The organism is Bacteroidia bacterium (genome assembly GCA_019695265.1).
GTDB lineage: Bacteria > Bacteroidota > Bacteroidia > JAIBAJ01 > JAIBAJ01 > JAIBAJ01.
Map to the genome: position 1 here is coordinate 1 of JAIBAJ010000038.1, position 21924 is coordinate 21924.

20 protein-coding genes are annotated in these 21924 nt (G+C 39.7%); 11 read left to right on the forward strand and 9 right to left on the reverse strand.

What is annotated here, in order from left to right; all coding sequences use genetic code 11:
* Positions 1-309: 309 nt before the first annotated feature.
* From K1X82_07350 to K1X82_07370, 5 genes are all read right to left on the reverse strand, one after another.
* Positions 310-1038, reverse strand: coding sequence for a response regulator (locus K1X82_07350; protein ID MBX7181911.1), 729 nt, complete (start codon positions 1036-1038; stop codon positions 310-312).
* Positions 1039-1041: 3 nt separating this feature from the next.
* Entirely contained in the window at positions 1042-4092 is a 3051-nt protein-coding gene (locus K1X82_07355; GenBank protein ID MBX7181912.1) for a hypothetical protein, read from the reverse strand.
* Between the two features lie 38 nt (positions 4093-4130).
* Positions 4131-4502 (reverse strand): PIN domain-containing protein, encoded by a 372-nt coding sequence (locus K1X82_07360; protein ID MBX7181913.1) that lies wholly within the window; start codon positions 4500-4502, stop codon positions 4131-4133.
* Positions 4496-4720 (reverse strand): hypothetical protein, encoded by a 225-nt coding sequence (locus K1X82_07365; GenBank protein MBX7181914.1) that lies wholly within the window; start codon positions 4718-4720, stop codon positions 4496-4498. Before K1X82_07365 ends, K1X82_07360 begins: the two co-directional genes overlap by 7 nt.
* Positions 4721-4811: 91 nt before the next feature.
* Positions 4812-5231, reverse strand: a complete 420-nt coding sequence (locus tag K1X82_07370) for an aspartyl protease family protein (GenBank protein ID MBX7181915.1) — start codon at positions 5229-5231, stop codon at positions 4812-4814.
* 291 nt (positions 5232-5522) lie between these two features.
* On the opposite strand from K1X82_07370, the gene K1X82_07375 reads away from it, so the two are divergent.
* The 9 genes from K1X82_07375 (at position 5523) to K1X82_07415 (ending at position 15066) form a co-directional block, all read left to right on the forward strand.
* The gene (locus K1X82_07375) at positions 5523-5720 is read left to right on the forward strand and encodes a LuxR C-terminal-related transcriptional regulator (GenBank protein ID MBX7181916.1); all 198 of its coding nucleotides are present in this window, start codon (positions 5523-5525) and stop codon (positions 5718-5720) included.
* A gap of 12 nt (positions 5721-5732) precedes the next feature.
* Positions 5733-6683: a hypothetical protein gene (locus K1X82_07380; protein ID MBX7181917.1), complete on the forward strand. Its 951-nt coding sequence runs from the start codon at positions 5733-5735 to the stop codon at positions 6681-6683.
* Between the two features lie 24 nt (positions 6684-6707).
* Positions 6708-6929 carry a hypothetical protein gene (locus tag K1X82_07385; protein ID MBX7181918.1) on the forward strand — a complete coding sequence of 74 codons (222 nt, stop codon included), beginning with the start codon at positions 6708-6710 and terminating at the stop codon, positions 6927-6929.
* Positions 6930-7576: 647 nt separating this feature from the next.
* Positions 7577-7957 carry a clan AA aspartic protease gene (locus K1X82_07390; protein MBX7181919.1) on the forward strand — a complete coding sequence of 127 codons (381 nt, stop codon included), beginning with the start codon at positions 7577-7579 and terminating at the stop codon, positions 7955-7957.
* Between the two features lie 187 nt (positions 7958-8144).
* The gene (locus tag K1X82_07395) at positions 8145-10346 is read left to right on the forward strand and encodes a T9SS type A sorting domain-containing protein (protein MBX7181920.1); all 2202 of its coding nucleotides are present in this window, start codon (positions 8145-8147) and stop codon (positions 10344-10346) included.
* A gap of 27 nt (positions 10347-10373) precedes the next feature.
* On the forward strand, positions 10374-10760 hold the full coding sequence (locus tag K1X82_07400) for a retropepsin-like domain-containing protein (GenBank protein ID MBX7181921.1): 387 nt from the start codon (positions 10374-10376) through the stop codon (positions 10758-10760).
* 191 nt (positions 10761-10951) lie between these two features.
* Complete coding sequence (rpsA, locus tag K1X82_07405) at positions 10952-12892, forward strand: 30S ribosomal protein S1 (GenBank protein ID MBX7181922.1); 1941 nt, start codon at positions 10952-10954, stop codon at positions 12890-12892.
* A 104-nt stretch (positions 12893-12996) separates the two neighbouring features.
* Entirely contained in the window at positions 12997-14016 is a 1020-nt protein-coding gene (gene gap, locus K1X82_07410) for a type I glyceraldehyde-3-phosphate dehydrogenase (GenBank protein ID MBX7181923.1), read from the forward strand.
* Between the two features lie 78 nt (positions 14017-14094).
* Positions 14095-15066, forward strand: a complete 972-nt coding sequence (locus K1X82_07415; protein MBX7181924.1) for a Gfo/Idh/MocA family oxidoreductase — start codon at positions 14095-14097, stop codon at positions 15064-15066.
* A 6-nt stretch (positions 15067-15072) separates the two neighbouring features.
* Here the strand turns inward: K1X82_07415 and K1X82_07420 are convergent, their stop codons facing one another.
* A complete protein-coding gene (locus K1X82_07420; protein ID MBX7181925.1) occupies positions 15073-15774 on the reverse strand; it encodes a response regulator transcription factor in 702 nt (233 codons plus the stop codon).
* A gap of 152 nt (positions 15775-15926) precedes the next feature.
* Between K1X82_07420 and K1X82_07425 the strand changes: the two genes are divergently transcribed.
* On the forward strand, positions 15927-17123 hold the full coding sequence (locus K1X82_07425) for a hypothetical protein (protein MBX7181926.1): 1197 nt from the start codon (positions 15927-15929) through the stop codon (positions 17121-17123).
* 12 nt (positions 17124-17135) lie between these two features.
* Here the strand turns inward: K1X82_07425 and K1X82_07430 are convergent, their stop codons facing one another.
* Both K1X82_07430 and K1X82_07435 read right to left on the reverse strand, forming a co-directional pair.
* A complete protein-coding gene (locus K1X82_07430) occupies positions 17136-17861 on the reverse strand; it encodes a rhomboid family intramembrane serine protease (protein MBX7181927.1) in 726 nt (241 codons plus the stop codon).
* The gene (locus K1X82_07435; protein ID MBX7181928.1) at positions 17846-18679 is read right to left on the reverse strand and encodes a hypothetical protein; all 834 of its coding nucleotides are present in this window, start codon (positions 18677-18679) and stop codon (positions 17846-17848) included. The genes K1X82_07430 and K1X82_07435 overlap by 16 nt, the downstream gene beginning before the upstream one ends.
* A gap of 219 nt (positions 18680-18898) precedes the next feature.
* Between K1X82_07435 and sucC the strand changes: the two genes are divergently transcribed.
* Positions 18899-20113, forward strand: a complete 1215-nt coding sequence (gene sucC, locus K1X82_07440) for an ADP-forming succinate--CoA ligase subunit beta (GenBank protein MBX7181929.1) — start codon at positions 18899-18901, stop codon at positions 20111-20113.
* Between the two features lie 589 nt (positions 20114-20702).
* On the opposite strand, the gene K1X82_07445 is transcribed toward sucC, so the two are convergent.
* On the reverse strand, positions 20703-21923 hold the full coding sequence (locus K1X82_07445) for a DUF1015 domain-containing protein (protein ID MBX7181930.1): 1221 nt from the start codon (positions 21921-21923) through the stop codon (positions 20703-20705).
* Between the last annotated feature and the right edge of the window lies 1 nt (position 21924).

The following is a 21924-nucleotide window of genomic DNA, read 5'->3' on the forward strand; positions in this document are numbered from 1 at the left end:
TAAATTTCATGCATAAATATACTGAAAATCAATGTATTGTGAATTTATTATCGGGTAAGTTATTAACAATCAGTAAGTTACAAAAAGGAGGGCTTTTTAGACAAACTGACGATAGAGGCAAGTAGCTTGGCGGACTCCGCAGTGCTAACGAAGGAGGACGACAACTACAGCCGATAGCGCGACACTACCGCCTTGCACGGCTGTCATTTGATTTTGCAAATTTGTAGGGCGGTAGTGGACCCGCCAAAAAAAATAAAAATTTTCCTAATCAGGGAATCTGAAAAACATCTAACATCTAAGGCCTAACCTCTATTTAAACAACTGCACCATCTCCAAAATTTTTTGTTTGAAGGGTTTCTGAACCGGCAATTCCTTGATCGGGTGCCTGATAACGATAGAATCGACCTTCAACAATTGTATATAGGCAGAATTGACAGCATAACTGCGGTGGATTTTCACGAATTGATTAGGACTTATTTCATCCAAAAAATCATCCATTTTCGTTCGCACCAAATAGGACTGAGAAGCAGTAAACAAAGTCAGGTAAACATTTTCGCTCTGCACATACACTATATCTTTCACCTCCACTTTGTGATAAGCATCGTCCTTTTTTACAAAAATAAAATCCTTGAATTTGGGCTTTAACTTATTTTCTTCCCTTGGTTGGTTATACTGCTCAAAAGCTACTTCGATCGAACTATAAAGCGAATGCTCATCAAAGGGCTTAACCAGGTAACCCAAGGGTTTGGTTAACTTGGCCCTATCCACTGTGGCCTTGTCGGAATTGGCGGTAAGAAAAATAAAAGGAATGGCTTTGTTTTCCTGCATCCATCGAGCCACATCCACCCCATCTTTTGTTTCACCAAGGTTGATATCGATTAGGACAAAATCTATTTCCAGGCTCGTTAAACAATCAATAGCCCTGGCATAACCCGGGGCTGAAAACACAACAGTATAGCCAAGTTTTTCCAAAGCTTCCTTGATGCTGTCGGCAATCAAAAAATCGTCTTCAATTATTCCTATTCGTAAATCGGCCATTCGCTATTTAAACTGAAAGGTAAATGTACTAGGTTTTTGTTGGTATACAAGTTGTCCGCCCAATTGTTGGCTAAGGAGTTTAATCAATTTCAAGCCCAGGGTTCGGGAAGGCTGTTGGAATACCTGCTCTTCGAAGCCCTGACCGGAATCGGAATAGCTTAATTCCCATTTTAATTCTTCTCCTGTCGGTAAATGCTTCAACTGAATTTGAATAATTCCTGCTTTTCCTTGGTTAAAGGCATATTTAAAGGAATTGGTAATCCATTCATTCACCATTAAACCCATAGGAATGGCCTTGTCGATGAGTAGATAACATTCATCCATGTTCAACTGTATGCTAATTTCCTTGGATTTGTCTTGGTATATGGGTTGTATCTGTTGGACTAAATCCTGTACAAAGGCCGAAAATTCTACCGTTTCCAATCCATCGCTTTGATAAAGTTTTTGGTGCAGCAAGGCAATGGAACGAACACGGCTTTGGCTTTCCTGTATGGCTTTTTTGGCATTTTCGTCTTGCAAGGAATTCGCTTGCAGCATAAGCAGACTGGATATGGTTTGGAGGTTGTTTTTTACCCGGTGGTGAATTTCCTTGAGCAGCATTTCTTTCTCTTTAAGAAGACCTTCCTTTTCTTCCAGGGTTTGTTCGATTTTGCCTTTTTGTTCCCTTAATTCTTCGGTACGTTCGGCTATGGTTTGCTCCAAGCGGGTGTTTTCCTCCTTGAGCTTGTTTTCTCGCCATTTAATGTAACCCCAAACCAGTGCAATGGTAAACAAAACCATTAGGATTATAAACCAATTGCTTTCCCACCAGGGTTTTGCTATCAGGATAGGAATTTTCATTTCAGAAACTATCCCTGTATCGGAATCACGGTAGCAACGCACGTGCAATTCATAGGAGTTTCCCGGCTTCAAATTGGTAAAGCTTACGGTTCCTGTCTGACTAGGAGCGGTCCAAACACTATCTTGTCCTTTTAATAGGAATTGGTACCAAACCTTATGGGTGGTGCAGGCATTAAAGGACAAATCCAGGTTATTCCTGTAATAAGGAAGTTCCAGACGAAATCTTCCCGAGTTAATGGAATCCCCCACCTTAAACTGTTCTAAACTTTCAGGCATGCGATTTATAAGAATGGAAGCCAGGCTGAGCTTTAATCCATCCAAGGGCAAAGGCTTTTCTTCGGGTTTATAAACGACCAGTCCTTTTACCGAACCCAATAGCAGCCCATTGGGGAAGGGCAAAAGTCCGTTGGGATTGATGGTAACCGGATTAAATCCATCCCCATCGCCGAAGCGTTTGATGGCCCAATTCTTTCCTGTTGGATAAATTTTCGAAAACCCTTCATCACCGCCTGTCCATAAACAATGTCGGTTTGGGTCATAAACCAATCCGGGGACAAAATCGCTAGACAAGCCATCGGAACTTTTCAAAAATGCTTTAAATGCATGGTCTGTGGCAGGTTTATGCCAAATGCCCTGGTCGCCTGTACCAACATAAAGGGTGTGGTGCTCATCTTCGGTAATAGACCATACTGCGCTTTTTGCCAATGTTTTTTCCTGCACAAATTGTCCTTGTTGGTTCATTTGCCAGAGTCCCTGATCTTGAGAGCCAATCCATAAATTTCCGGCATGGTCTTTAAATAGTGTTAAGATGTTTTTGGCCGTAATTCCGTTTGAATCTTCCACATAACTCATTTTTCCTGTTTTATCTACCTTGACCAAACCCAGGCCATAATTGGCAATCCAGGCCGTTCCGGAGGCATCGAAGCAAACTTTTTGGCTGCTGTACAGGCTATTTCCCTGAGTATCCTTAATTTCTTTCTTCAACCGTAAATTACCTTTAGAAAAGGAAAATACTGCCGCCCCATTATTGGAACAAATCCATAGTTGGCCGGAAGGGTCAAAGGCAAGGTCATTTATTCCTTCCTCAAAATAAGCCAGGCCTACATCCAATTTATTGAACTCCCTGGAATTGCCGGGTTGAAATAAAAAAAGACCGGAGGCTGTACCCAGCAAATAGGCATCTTTACCATATGAAAGCAGGCATGTTAGATTAGGGTTTTTCAATCCGTGGGTTTCAGAATAGGTCACAAAGCATTCGTTTCGTAACACATTTACCCCACCGTAAAGGGTTCCAATCCACACAGCGTTTTCATAATCAACCATTACGGTTTGGACTGCTTCCACCGAAAGACCTTCAGATTTACCAAAACGTTTGAATTTACCAGTTTGAGGCGAATATTGAAGCAAACCGTGACTGGTAGCTAACCACAATTTACCCCTTTTATCTATTGCCAATCCGCCAATGAAATCGGCATCGGCAGGAGGTGGTAAAGGAATAAGTTGGGTTTGTCCTTGTCGGTTTAGTTTTAGTAAGGTTACAGAGGTAGAACCAAACCAGGCATTACCATTGTTATCCCTAGTGGCGCTGAAGAAAACTTTATCTGATAAACGGGAAGCTGCTACCGAATAAAAGTGATTGTTTTCAAAGTACATTAAACCCTTTTCGGTACCTATATAGAGTTTTTCATCCCAAAAAAGCAAGGAATAACAAGTGTTTGAAGCCAAACCCTCTTTGGTAGTATAATGAGAGAATGTATTGTTTTGAAAGCAATAAATTCCATTTTCCCCGGTAGCGAACCAAATGGCACCGGAGGCATCTTCAGCGATGGAATAAACTACTCCGTCACAAAGTCCTTCTTTTTCTCCGTACAATTTGAATTGTCCTTGTTGGAAGCGGTTTACCCCTTTTTCACTTCCCAACCAGAGTTCGCCTGAACTAGACTGAAAGCAATAGGTAAGAAAATTGGAAGAAAGTCCGAGGTTTTGGTTAAAGCATTGAAAGTTTTTTCCATCAAACAGGTTGGCCCCACCGCCCTGGGTAGCCATCCATACTTGTCCTTTCGTATCCTGAAAGAGGTGATTGACACTGGCATTGTTCATACCATCCGAAACCGAAAATTGGCGAATGGGGTAGTGTTGGGCTGATAAATAGGCAAATGGTGAAAACCAGATTAAAACAACTAAAAGGCACAGAAAACCGGCAAACCTTTTCAATTTTTGTCTAATTTAATGGCTAAAAAATCAAAAAACACCTACTTAGCGAATTGAAGTCCTTTAATAAACTTAAAATCCTTACTGTTAAAAGTTAGCAAAGCTGCATTGTTTTCCAAACAAGTTGCTGCAATAAGAGCATCAGGTAAAAACAAGCGACGAGCAGGTGAACTATAGGTGTCTACCAATTTTAATGCCCTTTCACCAATTGATTTAGAAAGAGGAATTATTGTATGATCTTCGGTAATAGCTGCAACAACTTTCTTTTTGTTTTTATCGGTGGCACCAACTGAAAGCTCAATAATACTTACAATTGAAATATAAATAGATAATTTGTACTTTCTTAGCATGGAGAGGGCCATCTCATTCCCTCGAATAGCTGCAATAAAAATATTGGTATCAACGATTACCATCCTTTGGTTCTTTTTTCAATACCGCCGTATCTTAAGGTATCAGCATCCATTTCCCAATCAGGACAACTGCCAAAATAGGTAAAGCTTGGTTCTTTTCTTTTCTTTTGCTCCACCTTCCCTTTTGTTTTGGACAAACTCACCTCTACAAAATCCAAATCTTTTAAAAAGGCTAAAAAATGTTGAGCCTTACTATCATCTACTTTTATTTGTAAGTCCATTTTAAACTGCTTTGTTTAACAAAGGTAGGAATAAATATCCTTTTTTCATCACCTAGAGTAATTTTCATGTATTCCCATTGCAGAAGGATAGCTATTTAAGAGAAAACAAGGCTCCGTCAGGATGTTTAGGATTATAGATTAAGGTGTTTTCAGCGGGAACCACAGCCAAGTCCATTCCTTCGATAGGTATAGCCCCTAGCAAAGGTTCAGTATTTCCCGGTAGAACAAAGGCATCGGTATAACAGGAACGGTTTCCAAAACTAACTTTAATTCCACCAACCAATTCCTTGGTGCTGATTGTCCCGTCTGCCAACGAAACTTGCATTGGAATCCCTATTTTTAGACCTAGTTTAGTTCGAATTTCTTCATTTATTGCCAATCGTATAGATCCGGTATCAACCATCATATCAACAGTTAATTCGCGGATTTGATCTTGTGGAATCAGACCTTCTCCAAACTTATATTCATCGTATTGATTCGTTAATTTTAGTGTAGCGTAGGTTAGTCCCATTTTTTTGAAAATTGTTTTCAAATTTAAAACAAAATCCATTGCATACATCCATACAATATAGCAAACTATGCCACGAAGTAGTATTTATTCATCAGAAAGTCTGGGTTTTTCAACCGGTATAAATAGCTTTTCATCATAAGATTGGCCATTTAGATTCGCGTAGCTTCCTTTGGAATAGCAAATTAAAAATACAGGTTTTCCGTGAGACTGTTTACACCTATATCAGCGATAGATTTACAGAGCCCATCACCGAAGAAAAAGAAGCGTTGGAAAGGGTTGGGTGATGATGGAATGGAGAAATTAACAGACAGGGAGTTGGAGGTGTTGGAATTGATAGTGGAAGGTTTATCGAGCAAGATGATAGCCCAACGCCTCAACCTAAGTTTGGACACGGTAGAAACCCACCGCCGCAACCTGATTCGCAAAACCAAATCAGGCAATATGGTGGAGGTGGTAGTGAAGGGGTTTAGGAAGGGATGGGTGAGGTAGAATTGTAAAAACATGGAACAACAAGAAAATAAACGACCAAGTATGCCCACACCGGAGGAGTTGGAAGCCATGATGGTGGTACCGGCTTGGTTGGTGCATGGGGGAATTGTTCTATTGCAATGGCTTATTTATGGTTTACCCTTGGTTTTATTGGCCTTACCAATTATTTATTTGGAAGGATGGGTTTTGAAATTATTGGTTTTGGCATCAACTCCTTTGGTTTACAGTTTATTGTTTGGAGTAACAGCAGGAATATTAAGCAGGCCATTTCAGGCAGGAATAATAAAAGGCGTATTTCCACGAGATGTGCGCTTTCCAATATATGCCATGCGTCGTTTGTACGGCATTTGCTGGACCAGTGTGTATTACTTCAAACCGGTTTATGGAATAATACTTTCTATGCCTTGGTTTAAGGCTGTTGTTTTTAGGTTATTTGGGTATAAGGGGTCGTTGAATTTTAACTTAGCTCCTGATACTTGGATTAGAGATCTTCCTTTATTAAAAGTAGAGGAGGGAGCTTATGCCGCAAATCGATCTACGATTGGAACTAATATCTGCTTAGGTGATGGAAATATTATTGTTGGAGGTGTAACTTTAAAAAAGAAAGCTATGATAGGTCACTTATCCATGGTTGGTGTAGGAGTTAGATTGGGTGAGAATAGTGAAATAGGTGTAGGTTGTATGCTAGGATTAAAAACTGACCTAGGCAATAATTCTTCAATCGACCCTGGATGTGTAATTAGTCATAGAGTAAAAATTGGTCAAAATAGTAAAATTGGAGCTGATAGTTTTATTGGTAATGAAGTAATCATTGGCGACAACATTACAATTCCTTCCAACACCCAGATACCAGACAAGGCGGAGGTATTGACGCAGGAGGATGTGGAGAGGTGGGTAAGGAAGGGGGAGAAAAATGAAATAATAAATAATAATAAAACCCAGGTAGCCGAAAAGGGGAAATAGAGTAGGCGAAAAAAATAATTTAAAATGAAAACTTTTCATGTTTATTTAATTGCAGGTCCAAGTCAAACTGACGTACCACCCATTCCAATTGTAGTTAAAGCTGATAATTATGCTGCTGAAAAAAGACAATTTGGTAGCAATGGAGTAGTAGATTCAATTTATTTATTTTGGAATGGAAATGACAGAAATACAGGTGGTGTGGCAGATTTTCCAAAGGATAAAGTTTTGGGTATAGTTCAACAATAATCTAAATAATAAACATAATTAAACTCAGTTGGCCAAAAAGGGGAAAAATTCCTAAATCCGATATTTGAGCCAGAAAAGTTGAATTATTGGTTGATACCGGAGCTTACAATCTTTCTATAAATACCGAATAGACAAATTGTATAGTCCAATTTTATGTTTAAGTTTTCTTGAAAAATGGCCTAACATTTTGTATCCTCGGTATTTACCAATGATAATTCTCGAAATAGCCATTGAACTATTTCTTAAATAACATTGGAATAACGAGGAGCTTGCTACCCAATTAGGTCTTGAAATAACCGGAAAACAAGCCTTTGAACTGTCCGATGGAGAGATCAAAACTTTCGGAATAGCCGAACCGGTAGAGATAAGGTTTAATTACAGAACGACCTCCTGCAGTCCGGTGGTATTGGCGGGAAAAACTGAAATGGTGCTCGGCTGCATTCCGCTCGAAGATATGGACCTTATCATTGATCCACGTAAAGAACTATTGGATATTCCGGCAGATAGACCTTTCATGGCAAAAAAGAAGCTGAAATAGAAGAAACGGATTGTTTCATTTAACGGATTTGGGGTTCTTTAATAGCTTAGCAAATATGAACTTCAATTTATTAATCTAACAAATCCTTAAATTTTATACTATTTTGCTTATGGATTTAATATCCGCTAAAATCCTATTATCCAACCCAAATCTAGCCAACCTTCATTCAATAGAAACAACTTCATTGGTTGATACTGGAGCATTGTTTCTTTGTATTCCTGAACATATAGCCATACAACTGCAACTTAAAGAATTCGAAAAAAAGGAAGTAACCATTGCAGATGGAAGCAAAAAATTAGTTCCCTATGTTGGTCCTATAAAAGTAAATTTCGAAAACAGGATGTGTCTCACCGGAGCCTTGGTCATAGGTGAAACCGTATTGCTTGGTGCAATCCCAATCGAAGATATGGATTTGATTATTCATCCGGCCCAGTTAAAACTAATGGTAAATCTCGCCTACCCCAATATTCCGGGTGCTTTAGTTATGTAGTTGTTTGGGAAGTATATAATACTTAACTAACAAATACCAATCTGAGCAAAGCAAAGCGCTTTTTAACCTTTCGAATAATCGAAAATCCCTCTCACGGAAAACCCTTATTTTTATATTCTATTTCTTTCAACTTTAAAACAAGAAAAGCTTTGGCATATATTTGTTCCTGCCCTTTCTAAAAATACTTATGCCCCGCGTTCTCCTTTCTTTCCTGTTTCTCAATTTTTCTTTCCTTCTTGCCTACGCTCAACCTGGTGGGCTCGACCTTTCCTTTGCCCCCCAATTAGGAGCCGATGATGATGTGCAGGATATTGAAACAGAAACTGAAGGTAAAATTTATATTGGTGGTGATTTCATTTATTACAATGGAAACTACTCTCCCCGTATTGCCAGACTTAATTCGGATGGGAGTTTAGATTCTTCCTTCCATGTGGGAGATGGATTGGATGGTAGGTTGCGAAAAATTGCATTTCAAACAGATGGGAAAATTTTGTTGGCCGGGGATTTTAATACCTATAATTTTAATCCTTCCAAAGGAATAGTCCGGGTTTTTCCTTCCGGTGAAATCGATTCCAGTTTTCATGTTGGAACAGGTATAAATAATCGGGGAATTACACTTGCGGTTCAGCCCGATCAACGAATTTTAGTAGGGGGCAGTTTCACGGTATACAATGGTGTAACTGTTACTCGTTTAATACGCCTCTTACCTAATGGGGCCCTTGATTCTACCTTCAATTTTGCCAATGGTCCCAATGGAACGGTTGAAGAAATTTTACTACAATCTGATGGGAAAATTATAATTGGAGGTGATTTTACTCAGATAGGTTCCAACTATAGACTCAGGGTGGCCCGTCTCAATTCGGATGGCATTCTTGATCCAACCTTTGGCAATGGTTTTGGTCTAAGTGCTGTCGTTTTTGCTATGGAAACTTCACCCAATAATAAACTCATGGTAGGAGGAAACTTTAATTCCTACAACCTTCAAACTTCCTGTAAAGTGGCCCGATTAAATGGAGATGGCAACCTGGACAATTCTTATCCTGTTGGAAATGGTGCGGATTCATACGTTTTCGACCTTAAAGTATTGAATGATGGATCGGTTTTAATTGCTGGTACATTTACCAGTTTTAGAGGTAATCCATTTCCACGTTTGGTAAAAACTGATTCTGTTTGTACCGAAGATTTTGACTTTAACCCGGGTGGAAGTGGAGCCGATGAAACTATAAATTCAATTGCTATTCAACCCGATGGGAAAATCCTAATTGGAGGTGTTTTCCAAAATTATAATGGAATACAGCGTAAACGCATCGCCCGCCTTTACACCTGCCTCACCCCTCAACCCGCCTCCATTCTAGGTCCCGATTCCATTCTGTGCGCCGGTACCTACACCTATTCTGTTCCTGCAGTTGCGGAAGCCCAATCCTACCAATGGACCCTGCCAAGCGGCTGGACCGGCAGTTCCGATTCTACTTCCATTACCGTGGTAGCCAATGGAAGCGGAACTATTTCCGTCAAAGCATTTTCAGACTCTTGCGGATACAGTTATGCAACTACCTTGGATGTTTACCAAACCCAAATTGCTACTCCCGAAATATGCCTTGTTACAGTGGATTCCGCTTCTACCCATACCATTGTTCTGTGGGAAAAACCTGTTACCAGTTTAATCGATAGTTTTTTTGTGCATAGACTGGTCTCTACAAATTTCTATCAAAAAGTTGGTTCTGTAGCCTATGATTCTTTGTCTGTTTTCCACGATTACGGCGCTGACCCAAATTCAACGTATTACTTTTATAAACTTTCAGCCTTGGATGCCTGCGGTGTGGAGTCAGACAAAAGCCCTTACCATAAAACCATCCACCTCCAGGACCAATTAAATGGTAATTTCAATTGGAATTTTTACGAAATCGAGGATGCCTCCAATCCGGTAGTAAATTTTAAATTGTACCGCGCTAACCAACCCAGTTCACCTTTCAATCAAATTGGTTTTATTCCCGGAGTTACCAACCAGTTTACAGACCCACAATATACCCAATTCGACAGCTCCAGTTATGTGTTGGATGTGGATTGGTCAATTGCCTGTAACCCAACCCGTACGGTGAATACCACCCGGAGCAATATCAGGCATAAATACATCATCAATGCTGTGGACGAAAAGGAAACCGATGCTTTCGATCTGTTTCCTAACCCGGCCCAAAACATACTGTATATAAGGTCAAAAGGGGCAAATAGGATTCATTTGTTTAATAACCTGGGACAAGAAGTTCGAACTATTCAAGCTGGTCAAAAAGAATTGGTTGAAGTGCCAATCAGTAACCTGGCTTCTGGATTGTATCAACTTATAATTGAAACAGAAAAATCAAGTTATAGCACCAAGTTTATTTTAGAATAAGGAATTGTTTTTACCTACATTTGCCTAATGGGAGAACTGAAAATAAGCAGAAAATTATTGCTATTTGCAGGTTCCAAAGGCGAACAAAAGCTCTACACTTTATTTGATAGTGGGGCCAATCTATCCTGCATCCATCCCGATTTTGCCCAAAATTTAGCTACCTTGGATTCCTTGGGAAGGCCTCGGAAAATTGCCACCGCAGCAGAAGGTCATTTTATCGAAGTAAAAAATAGGATTTCAGTTGATTTTTACATTGATGATGTCTTGTTGAGCGACGAGTTCCTGGTGGTTCCGGGATTGAGCGAAGAAGCCATCATTGGGGCTGCTACCCTTCAAAAATGGCGGATTAAGCTAAATTTTGAAACGGACAAAGTGGAAGTAGATCCCAAAGTGGCAAAGATGCAATTGATTTAAAAGCTATATTTTACAGCCTTTATAGAAGATTTCTCAACGCCATCGAAACTAATTTGCAAGTCATTTAGGGATACTTTTATTTTCTAAAAAAAATCCACTCCCCAATCCCAAAAATCACTACTTTTGCGTCCCTTTTTCAAAAGAGAGAAGGCGTAATTCAATTTTTATTCACTTTTTAATTAATCGCTCAGATGTCTGAGAATGAAACTCCAGCAGCAGAAAATGCTGCTGAAAACACAACCCCGGTAGCAGAAACTGCTACAGAAACTAACCCTACAACTGAAACAGCTCCGGTTGCTGAAGTTGTTGCACCTGCCGCCCCAGTTGCCGAAGCTCCTAAAGCAGTGGCTCCGGTTGAAATTGACTGGAATGCCATCGGTAAAAAAGGCGAAACCTATTCAGCCGACGAAAAAAGTCGCTTGGAAAAAATGTATGCCGATACCTTACAATCCATCGTTGAACACCAAGTGATCGACGGCACCGTTGTAGCTATCACCAGCCGCGAGCTTGTGGTAAATATCGGTTTTAAATCCGATGGTATCATTCCTTTAAACGAAGTTCGTTACAACCCGGATATTAAAGTGGGTGACAAATTGGAAGTGTACATCGAGACTCAAGAGGATAAATCAGGTCAGTTGGTGCTTTCTCACCGTAAAGCCCGTGCTAACCGCTCCTGGGATCGTGTTAACCAAGCTTTGGAAAACGACGAAATCATTACTGGTTATGTTAAATGCCGTACCAAAGGTGGTCTTATCGCCGATGTTTTCGGTATCGAAGCTTTCCTTCCTGGTTCTCAAATTGACGTTAAACCAATTCGCGACTACGATGTGTACGTTGGCAAAACCATGGAATTCAAAGTGGTTAAAATCAACAACGAATTCAAAAACGTGGTGGTTTCTCACAAAGCTCTTATCGAAGCCGAACTTGAACTTCAGAAGAAAGAAATTATCGGTAAACTTGAAAAAGGTCAAATCCTTGAAGGTACCGTTAAAAATATCACTTCCTATGGTGTATTCATCGACCTTGGCGGCGTAGATGGTCTTATCCATATCACCGACCTTTCCTGGGGTCGTATCCAACACCCGGAAGAAGTGGTTACCGTGGACGAGAAAATCAACGTGGTTATCTTGGATTTCGACGATACCAAAAAACGTATCGCTCTTGGCTTGAAACAATTGACAGCCCACCCATGGGATCAATTGGATGCAAACCTACAACCTGGTGATAAAGTGAAAGGTAAAGTAGTAGTTCTTGCCGACTACGGTGCTTTCATTGAAATTCAACCAGGTGTAGAAGGACTTGTACACGTTAGCGAAATGAGCTGGAGTGCACACCTTCGTACCGCCGGTGATTTCTTGAAAGTGGGTGATGAAGTTGAAGCCGTAATTTTAACCCTTGACCGCGAAGAGCGCAAAATGTCCTTGGGTATTAAACAATTGAGCCCAGATCCATGGGTGAACATCACTACAAACTTCCCAGTTGGTTCTCAACACAAAGGTACCGTTCGCAATTTCACCAACTTTGGTGTGTTTGTTGAATTGGCAGAAGGTGTTGATGGTCTTGTTCATATCAGCGATCTTAGCTGGACCAAAAAAATCAAACATCCGAGCGAATTTACCTCTGTAGGAGCTGAGCTTGATGTTAAAGTATTGGAAATTGATGGTGAAAACCGTCGCTTGAGCCTTGGTCACAAACAATTGGAAGAAAATCCATGGGATGTGTTCGAAACCATCTTTACGGTTGATAGCGTTCACAAAGGAACCATCCTTTCTATCAATGAAAAAGGTGCCACCATCGCCCTTCCTTATGGTATCGAAGCCGTTGCTCCAACTCGCCACATTGTAAAAGAAGATAACAAACAAGCTGTGGTTGACGAAACTTTGGATTTCAAAGTATTGGAGTTTGCTAAAGACCAAAAACGCATCATTGTAAGTCATACCAAAATTCACAACGATAAAGTAGAAGCAGAAAAAGCTGCTAAAGTTGAAGAAAAGAAAAAAGACGACAACTCTACTAAAGCTGCTGTGAAAAAGGTAAAAGATAGCATCGAGAAAACCACTCTTGGAGATCTTGGTGTACTTGCTAACCTTAAATCAGAAATGGAAAGTTCTGAGAAAAAAGGTAAAAAGTAAGACTTACCGGATTAAAATTGAAAAGGCTGTTCTTCACCGGACAGCCTTTTTCATTTCACACAATTTATAAAAGACCGGCAACCTTAAACAAATACCTTTGTCGCATGAAAACCAGAATCGCTATTAATGGCTTTGGTAGAATCGGCCGTAGTTTTTTTCGATTGGCTATTCAAGATCCTTCACTGGAAATTGTTGCAGTTAACGATTTGGCAGATTTGCATACCCTGGCTCATTTACTGAAATATGATAGCATTCATGGTCGATTTGCTGAACCATTGGTTGTGGAAGAAAATGGACTGCGAATAGGAAATAACTCCATTCTGTTTTTTTCTGAAACTAATCCGGAAGCCTTACCATGGAATCTCCTGGATATTGATGTTGTTGTTGAAAGTACTGGTAAATACCTGACAAAAGATTTGGCTGAGCTGCATGTACTTTCCGGGGCTAAAAAAGTGCTGCTTTCAGCTCCTCCCATTGGCGAGGATATTAAAACAATTGTCATGGGTGTTAATGAAAAGCTCATTGAGCCCGATGATAGGATTTTAAGCAATGCTTCGTGTACCACCAACAATGCGGCTCCCATGTTGCAGATTCTTGATGAGTATTTTGGGGTAGACTATGCCTATGTCACCACTGTTCATAGCTACACCGGCGATCAACGTTTACACGATTCTCCTCATAAAGATTTGCGTAGAGCAAGAGCAGCTGCGGTTTCTATCATACCAACTACAACCGGTGCCGCTAAGGCAATAACCCGCGTGTTTCCTCATTTGCAAGGTAAATTAGGTGGATGTGGAATGAGGGTTCCTGTACCCAATGGTTCGCTTAGCGATATTTCTTGTACCATTCGCACCGATACAACCATCGAAGAGGTTAATAGGATTTTTAAACGAGCTTCTCTAACAAAATATAGCGGTATTTTGGAATATACCGATGATCCAATTGTTTCTATTGATATTGTCAATAACCCGCATTCCTGCATTTTCGATGCCGGACTAACCTCTGTTTTAGGTAGAATGGTAAAGGTTGTTGGTTGGTACGACAACGAATGGGGGTATTCCAATCGCTTAATCGATTTAATTCATTATTGGATTAGGTTAGGCCCTCCTGGCTTTCCTAACTAATTCCTGTTTAAAAGTATCCCAATTAGTACTGGGCTAACCTAGGCTTGGTTTTATTTTTGTCGTGCAGATTCGCATGGAATGGTAAAAATTGGTGTTATTGGGGCAGGTCATTTGGGTAAAATCCACCTTAAACTTTGGAAAGAAGTTTCAGGCATTGAGTTGGTGGGTTTTTACGATCAGGATTATGAAATTGCCACCCTGGTTCAGGATGAAATAGGAGTGAAGGCTTATGCCGATTTTCAAAGTTTATTAAGGGATTGTGATGCAATTGATATCGTTAGTCCTACCATTTCTCATTTTGAATATGCGGCTGCTACTATTCGTTCTAATAAGCACTGCTTTATAGAAAAACCCCTGGCTTCCAATATTGCCGAAGCTTCCAGACTAGTTTCTTTGGCTCAGGAGGCTGGTAGCATTGTTCAGGTTGGACACGTTGAACGATTTAATCCGGCATTTCAGGCCGCTTTACCTTATATAGGCAGACCAATGTTTATTGAAGCACATCGCCTTGCACTCTTTAATCCAAGAGGCACCGATGTTTCTGTGGTTCATGACCTCATGATTCACGACATTGATATCATTTTGTCTATTGTAAAATCGAATATTAAGAAGGTATCGGCTAATGCTGTTTCTGTAGTAAGTGATACCGCTGATATTGCCAATGCAAGAATTGAATTTGATAACGGAAGCGTCGCCAATCTGACTGCTAGTCGTATCAGTTTGAAAAACATGCGAAAAATTCGCTTTTTTCAACAAGACGCTTACGTCTCGGTCGATTTCTATGAAAAGAAAACGGAAATTGTTAAAATTCGACCTTCCGATAAGGAGGAAGGTTTAGTGATTGATTTAGGTCCAATTAAAGGAAAAAAAGAGATTTATTTTGAAAATCCTGAAATACCGGATTCAAATGCCATTCTAGAAGAATTAAAGGCCTTTGTATCTTCAATTCAAAATCATTCTCAGCCTCCTGTTTCAATTGAAGATGGCTATTATGCCATGGAACTGGCAAGTAAAATAATGGAAAAAATTCAGTTGTCCATTATTTCCTAAGACCAACTACTCATCTATTATCATTTTAAATCCAACTCCGTGAATATTCACGATTTGGATTTTGGGATCATCCTTTAGGTACTTTCTGATTCGGGTTATAAATACATCCATGCTGCGTCCGGTAAAATAGTCATCGTTTCCCCAAACTATTTTTAATGCCGTTTCTCGGGCTAATATTTCGTTCTTATGTACAAATAAAATTTTGAGTACATCTGCTTCCTTTCTTGTCAAATGCTGGGAATGGCCGGAGTGTTTAAGCGATAAGTTTTGGTAATCAAATTCATAGGTTCCAATTTGATATAGTCCTTTCTTTTCCGCACTCTCAGTTCCTCTGCCATAGCTTCGTTTCATTACAGCTTCAACTCTCAATAAAAATTCTTCGGTGCTAAATGGCTTGGTAATGTAATCATCCGCCCCGGATTTAAAACCTTGTATTCTATCTTCTTTCATCGTTTTAGCGGTCAAGAAAATAATGGGTACATTGGGATTAATTCGCCTAACTTCTTCCGCTAAGGTAAATCCGTCCTTTTCGGGCATCATTACATCAAATACGCATAAGTCGTATTCCTGCTGAAAAAATTCCTGAAGTGCCAGTTTGCCATTTCGTTGCCAATTTACCTTGAAGTTGTTCAATTCCAAATAGTCCTTGATCATAAATCCAAGGTTTTCATCGTCTTCAGCTAATAATATTTTATAGTTTGTTCCCATGTGAGAATGGTTTACGCAAATAAACAGGTAAAATTTCCTTGCTAAACGGGCCTATCATTAAAAAATGTTATTTCATGATATAAGTTTTATGGAATTGGCAGGATTTGTGAATCTATGCATTTAGCATATACCTTTGCACCATTCTTTCAAACATGAAAAAAGTAATCCTCTCTCTGCAAGCTGCTTTTTTAGTAATGACAGCTTATGCACAACCAGCTAAACGAACCAGTGCCTATAACTACCTCCAATATGGCGAACTGGATAATGCAAAAACCGCCATTGACGAAGCTTCTCAGCATGAAGCAACGATGAATGACGCCAAAACATGGTTTTTTCGGGCACAGGTGTATCATGCTATATACCAAAGTAAGGAGGAAAAATACAAAAGCCTTGATCCTATGGCTATCACCAAGGCTGTAGAGGCTTATATCCGATGTGCTGAGTTGGATAAGAAAAAAGATTATACCGATGAATTGATTAACCGCATGCGAATTGCTGAAAATCAAATGATGGCTGAGGGTATCGGTGCCTACAACAAACAAGAATTTGGTAATGCCCTTACTTATTTTGAAGCCAGCTACAACTTAAGTAAACATGCTTTGGTAGCCAAACTAGATACTCAGGCAGCCTACAATGCCGCTTTAGTTGCTGAAAAAATAGAAAATTGGGATAAAGCGAAAAACATGTGGGAAGAATGTATCCGAACAGGATATGGTAAAGAAAAGTCATTTTGGGCCTATGCCGAAATGTATAAAAAGCTGAATCAAATGGATAAATACATCGAAATTGTTCGTCAAGGACGAGTTAAATATCCAAACGATGGCCAACTAATTATTCTGGAATTTAATTATTTCCTTAGCAGCGGCAAGGATAAAGAAGCGGAAGAAAACCTGAAATTGGCTATAGAAAAGGACCCTAACAATAAAATTCTTTACTTCGCTATGGGGACTATCAATAACAACTTAGCAAATCCAAGCGAGGGAAAACCTCAACCCACTGAAGCTGAATATAAAATTCTAATGGAGAAAGCTGAAAAGGCTTACTTGAAATCACTTGAAATTGATCCAAGCTATTTCGATGCAGTTTATAACCTCGGTGCCTTGTACTTTAATGGTGCTGTTAAAATTATGGATGCTGCAGGTGGTATAAAGGATAACAAATTGTACGATGCTGAAAAAAACAGAGCAGAAGCTATGTTTGCCAAAGCTTTGCCATATTTGGAAAAAGCTCATCAGCTTGATCCAAAGGATAAAAGTACACTTGGTTCTTTAAAACAATTGTATGCTCGTACCGGCGATACAGCCAAATACGAAGATGTGTCTAATAAATTAAAAGCACTAAAACAATAATTAAAGTTTATCTTATTGGAATGGGGATTCGTTTGTAAACGTATCCCCATTTTTGTTTTCTTCCCGTTTATCCGAATCAACTATTGTTTTTTCATCCTTGCCGGATTCCTTTACTTTCCAATATGCATTTTCATCGTCCGGTATTTCGTCATCCTCCCAAATGAAAACGGGGGCTTGAATTCCTGTTTTTCTGTAATACCAAGCCATCAATAATCCGGCAATTGCACCGCATAAATGACCCTCGTACGAAATCTTAAAATCAATTGGAAAAATTCCCCAGATCATACTTCCATATAAAAAAATTACCAGGAAGGATATTCCTACTACCCGAACTTCCCTGCGTAAAATTCCACTCAGAATGAGAAAAAAAGCTAAACCATATACAAGGCCACTGGCACCAATATGAAAAGATTCTCTACCAATAAGCCATAACCAAAATCCGGAAACTAACCATATATAAGCCACTACCGTAAAGGCAACCTTGGGGTAGAAATGAAACAAGGCCCAACCTAAAACCAATAATGGAATACTGTTGTTAATTAAATGGCTCCAGTCATCATGTATGAAGATGGAAGTTATAATTCCGGAAATTCCCATTGCATTGCGTGGAAGTATTCCAAAACTAATCCCACTTAGCCCGCTAAACTGAAAGGCTGCATGAATAATCCAAAGAAGACTAACCAATAGAATAGGGAAAAGTAAAGCCTTCCAGGGAATAGGGCTTACTGCTTTTTCCATACCTTAATTGTTCCGTTGTCTTGTGAACTTTGAGTAAAAATTTTATCCTTTTCAATTCGGAATTTAACCAGAATTTCTTCCAGCTCTAAACTACTTGTTTGTAGGGTTTTCATGTGGTATACCATAGGTTTCCCATCCATCAAGAAATAAACCAAGTCATTATATACCTGAAATTCCGTCAGTCCAAGCAACGGAATGGTTTTAAAATAAGTGCCAAATATGTCAAAAACCAAAATTCCGCGATCAGGAACATTCATGTACAACCAGTTGGCATGTTCGGTAATAAAATTGGGTGTAAATTCATATCCAACAATTTGATTTAAATTCTTGATGTCTTGGGTTTGTACCAACTCTTGGTTAAACCGAACCAGTTCAAAATTTAATTGGTCAAATAGCCAAAACCCATTGTCAAACGAAGTACAACAAGCAACCGTTTGATCATAGCCTAGCTGCTGTAATTGTAAAACCGGACTGCGTTCCGATAGCATATTATCTAAAAATTGTATTCTGGAGAAATCTTTGTAAAATACCAGTAGTTTTAGCGGATTGGTAGCATCCAGGTAAGTGATATCACCTAAACTGATGTTACTAAATCTTAACCATAAACTTCCATCCGGCCTGAATTTCTTAACTTCATGTTTCTGTACTGTATAGGTGTTACCTAAATTATCTGTAGTAAAGTAGGTAAATGAATCCTGTATGGTGCCAGTTTGAACCAAATTCTGGCCTTTTGACATCACAAAATTCCCCAATAGGATAAACAGGATAATCGATTTTTTTACCATTCCGTGGAAGCAAAAATAGGGAATTGTTTTCATCCGTAGTGCCGCTATATTTGGGCATCCAACATTTGCTGTCGTCTATATTTCGTAGCCAATCTGCCGGCTTTAAATAATTCTTATAAAATGCAGTCCCAGGGAGTTGATTCTAAACTCTTTCAACCGGTAATTAACAAGGTGTTAGGAATCTTTTTGTATTTCCGTTGTATCATTGCCTGATTCGATTTACTTTCGCCCCTATAAAATTAATCCGTACGAATGAACCTACATGAATATCAAGGTAAGGCGTTGCTAAAGTCATTTGGTGTTGCCATACAAGAAGGTATTGTTGCTGAAACGCCTGAACAAGCAGTTGAAGCAGCTAAAGAATTACAAAAACAAACAGGAACCGGTTGGTGGGTTGTGAAATCTCAAATTCATGCCGGTGGTCGTGGAAAAGGGAAAATTGTTGGTACCGAACAACGCGGTGTTGCTTTGGCAAAAAAATTAGAAGATGTTGAATCTATTTCCCGCAATATTCTAGGTAATGTTTTGGTTACCATCCAAACAGGTGAAGCCGGAAAACAAGTAAATAAGGTGTTTATTGGTCAGGATGTTTACTATCCCGGTCCTTCCCAACCCAAAGAGTTTTATATGAGCGTTCTCCTTGATAGAACAAAAGGTAGAAACATCATTATGTATAGTACCGAAGGCGGTATGGATATCGAAGAAGTTGCTCATAGCACTCCTCACCTTATTTTTAAGGAAGAAATTGATCCGGCTACCGGTTTGCAAGCTTTTCAATGTCGTAAAATTGCATTTAACCTGGGTCTGGAAGGTGAAGCATTTAAACAAATGACCAAATTCGTGGCTGCTCTTTATAAAGCCTACGATTCCACCGATTCAGCTATGTTTGAAATCAATCCTGTTTTGAAAACTTCCGATGATAAAATTATTGCTGTTGATGCTAAAGTTACATTGGACGAAAATGGGTTGTTCCGTCACCAAGACTTAGCCGCATGGCGCGATGTAACAGAAGAAGATCCTACCGAAGTTGAAGCCGGTGAATACAGCCTAAACTACGTAAAACTCGATGGAAATGTGGGTTGTATGGTAAATGGCGCAGGTTTAGCCATGGCAACAATGGATATTATCAAGTTGAGTGGTGGAGAACCTGCAAACTTCCTCGATGTGGGAGGTACTGCTAATGCTGCCCGAGTTGAACAAGCTTTCCGTATCATTCTGAAAGATCCCAATGTAAAAGCCATTTTGGTTAATATTTTTGGTGGTATCGTTCGATGCGATCGCGTTGCCCAAGGTATCGTTGATGCTTACAAAAACATCGGTGAAATTCGTGTTCCAATTATAGTTCGTTTGCAAGGTACCAATGCCGTTGAAGCTAAGAAAATCATTGACGAAAGTGGTCTAAAAGTGCATTCAGCTATCATGCTTGCCGAAGCCGCTGATAAAGTTAAAGAAGTTTTGGCTGTTTAATTTTTCAGCTCACTTACAACAAGGGAATTCATTTTTTGAGTTCCCTTTTTTTTTGTTTTTATTTGGCGGGTCCCATTCGCCCTCCCATCGCTTTCCTGTTACCCATTTTTCTTGCAAGGGCTCATGGTCGGGCTATCCGTTCCAAGTCCTCGCCAACCTTGGCTATCGCCGCGGATGGCTGTGGGCTTTCCACTTCTATCCCTACCCGGACTAAACCCCAAAGGTCGGCACTCTGCTCCCATTTAAAAAGATTTCAAATTTCACTATTTCCTATTGTACAATTGTCTAAAAATAAGGATAGCCCGGAAAATTCCTTTTCAACCAAACCTTAGATAAAAATAGAAAGTTGGATAAGAAGTATCAGCCTGGGTTTGCACCCTCGGGCAACGATAGAGGTAAGTAGCCCACAGCAGCACGCGGCGCTAGCCAAGTGCTGCGAGGACTACAACCGATAGCGTGACCCGAACGCCCATGCAATATTGCTTGAAGTTGCAAGATTGCCGGATTGGGCGAAGGGGGCCCGCATCATGAAAATTAAGAAATCCGGAAGGAATGAAAGTTTTGGTAAAGAAATTGAAACTACAATTGATTAATTTCCAAGGTCATAAACGCTAAGTCCACTCAGTAGCTTGGGTTCAACCCAGGTACTTTTGGGAGGCATAGTCAGGTGGTGATCTGCAATAGTAAATAACTCCTGAACACTCACCGGAAACAGGGTAAATCCCGCTTGGTACTTCCCGCTATCAACTCGTTGTTGTAAGATTTCTAATCCTGATTTCCCGGATAAAAATCGAATTCGTTTATCCGTTTTAAGATCAAATATTCCAAAACAAGGTTCAGCAATGAAGGTATTAAAAATCTGAGGGTCAAGCTTATCCACCGGATTGTTGCCAAGCTGCTCCTGGTTTTTTAAATTTAACTCATACCATTGTCCTTCCGAATACATCCCAAATTCGTGAGGATACATCGGTTCAAAAGGATTTTCTCCATGTGGGATAATGCTGAAATTGTTTTCCAACTTAGCAAGTAATTGGTCCAGATTAAAGCCTTCAATATCTCTGACTAAGCGATTAAACTCAATGATTTGAAGTTGATCTTCAGAGAAAAAAATGCTCATGAAAAACTCCCAAGGGGAATTGTTTTTCAATGTTTTTTGCTGTTTACGGCGAATTTCGGCAAGTCGAACTGAACTAGCTGAGCGATGATGTCCATCGGCAATATAAATAGCCGGAATATGTTCAAATGCTACCCGAATGGAACGAATTTCATCTTCATTTTGAGCTAGCCAAAGTTGATGGCGAATGCTTTCATTTTCTTGAAAATCGAGGTAAGGTTTCTTTTTTTGAATGGTTTGAATGGCGTTTTCCAGGTGAAGGTTGCGTGGATGGGTAAAACAAACCGGTTCTGCATTCAAGTTTACCTGATCGAGGTACTCGGCTAATAAATTTTCCCGTTCGGTAAGGGTTTGTTCGTGCAGTTTAATTTGTCCATTTTCGTAATCTTTAACGCTGGCTAAAGCAATGATTCCATTGAAGCTACGCTCGGCATCGGTTTGCCGGTAAATTAAGTAGCTATCCTTTTTCAAGGCATGGAACCAGTTTTTTTGAACAAATTCCTTAAATCTTACCCTAACCATGTTTTTGGGTTCGTCATGGTTTGCAGGCCGAATAATGTTAAGGTAAGATTTTGGATTGGATGCGGTAATGCTTAGGAGTTCTTCCTTGGAATAATTTTCTACAGCCCTACTCACCACCTGTTGGGCTGAGAGTTTTTCAGGCAAAAAAGCCTTGAATGGGAGAACCAAAGCCATA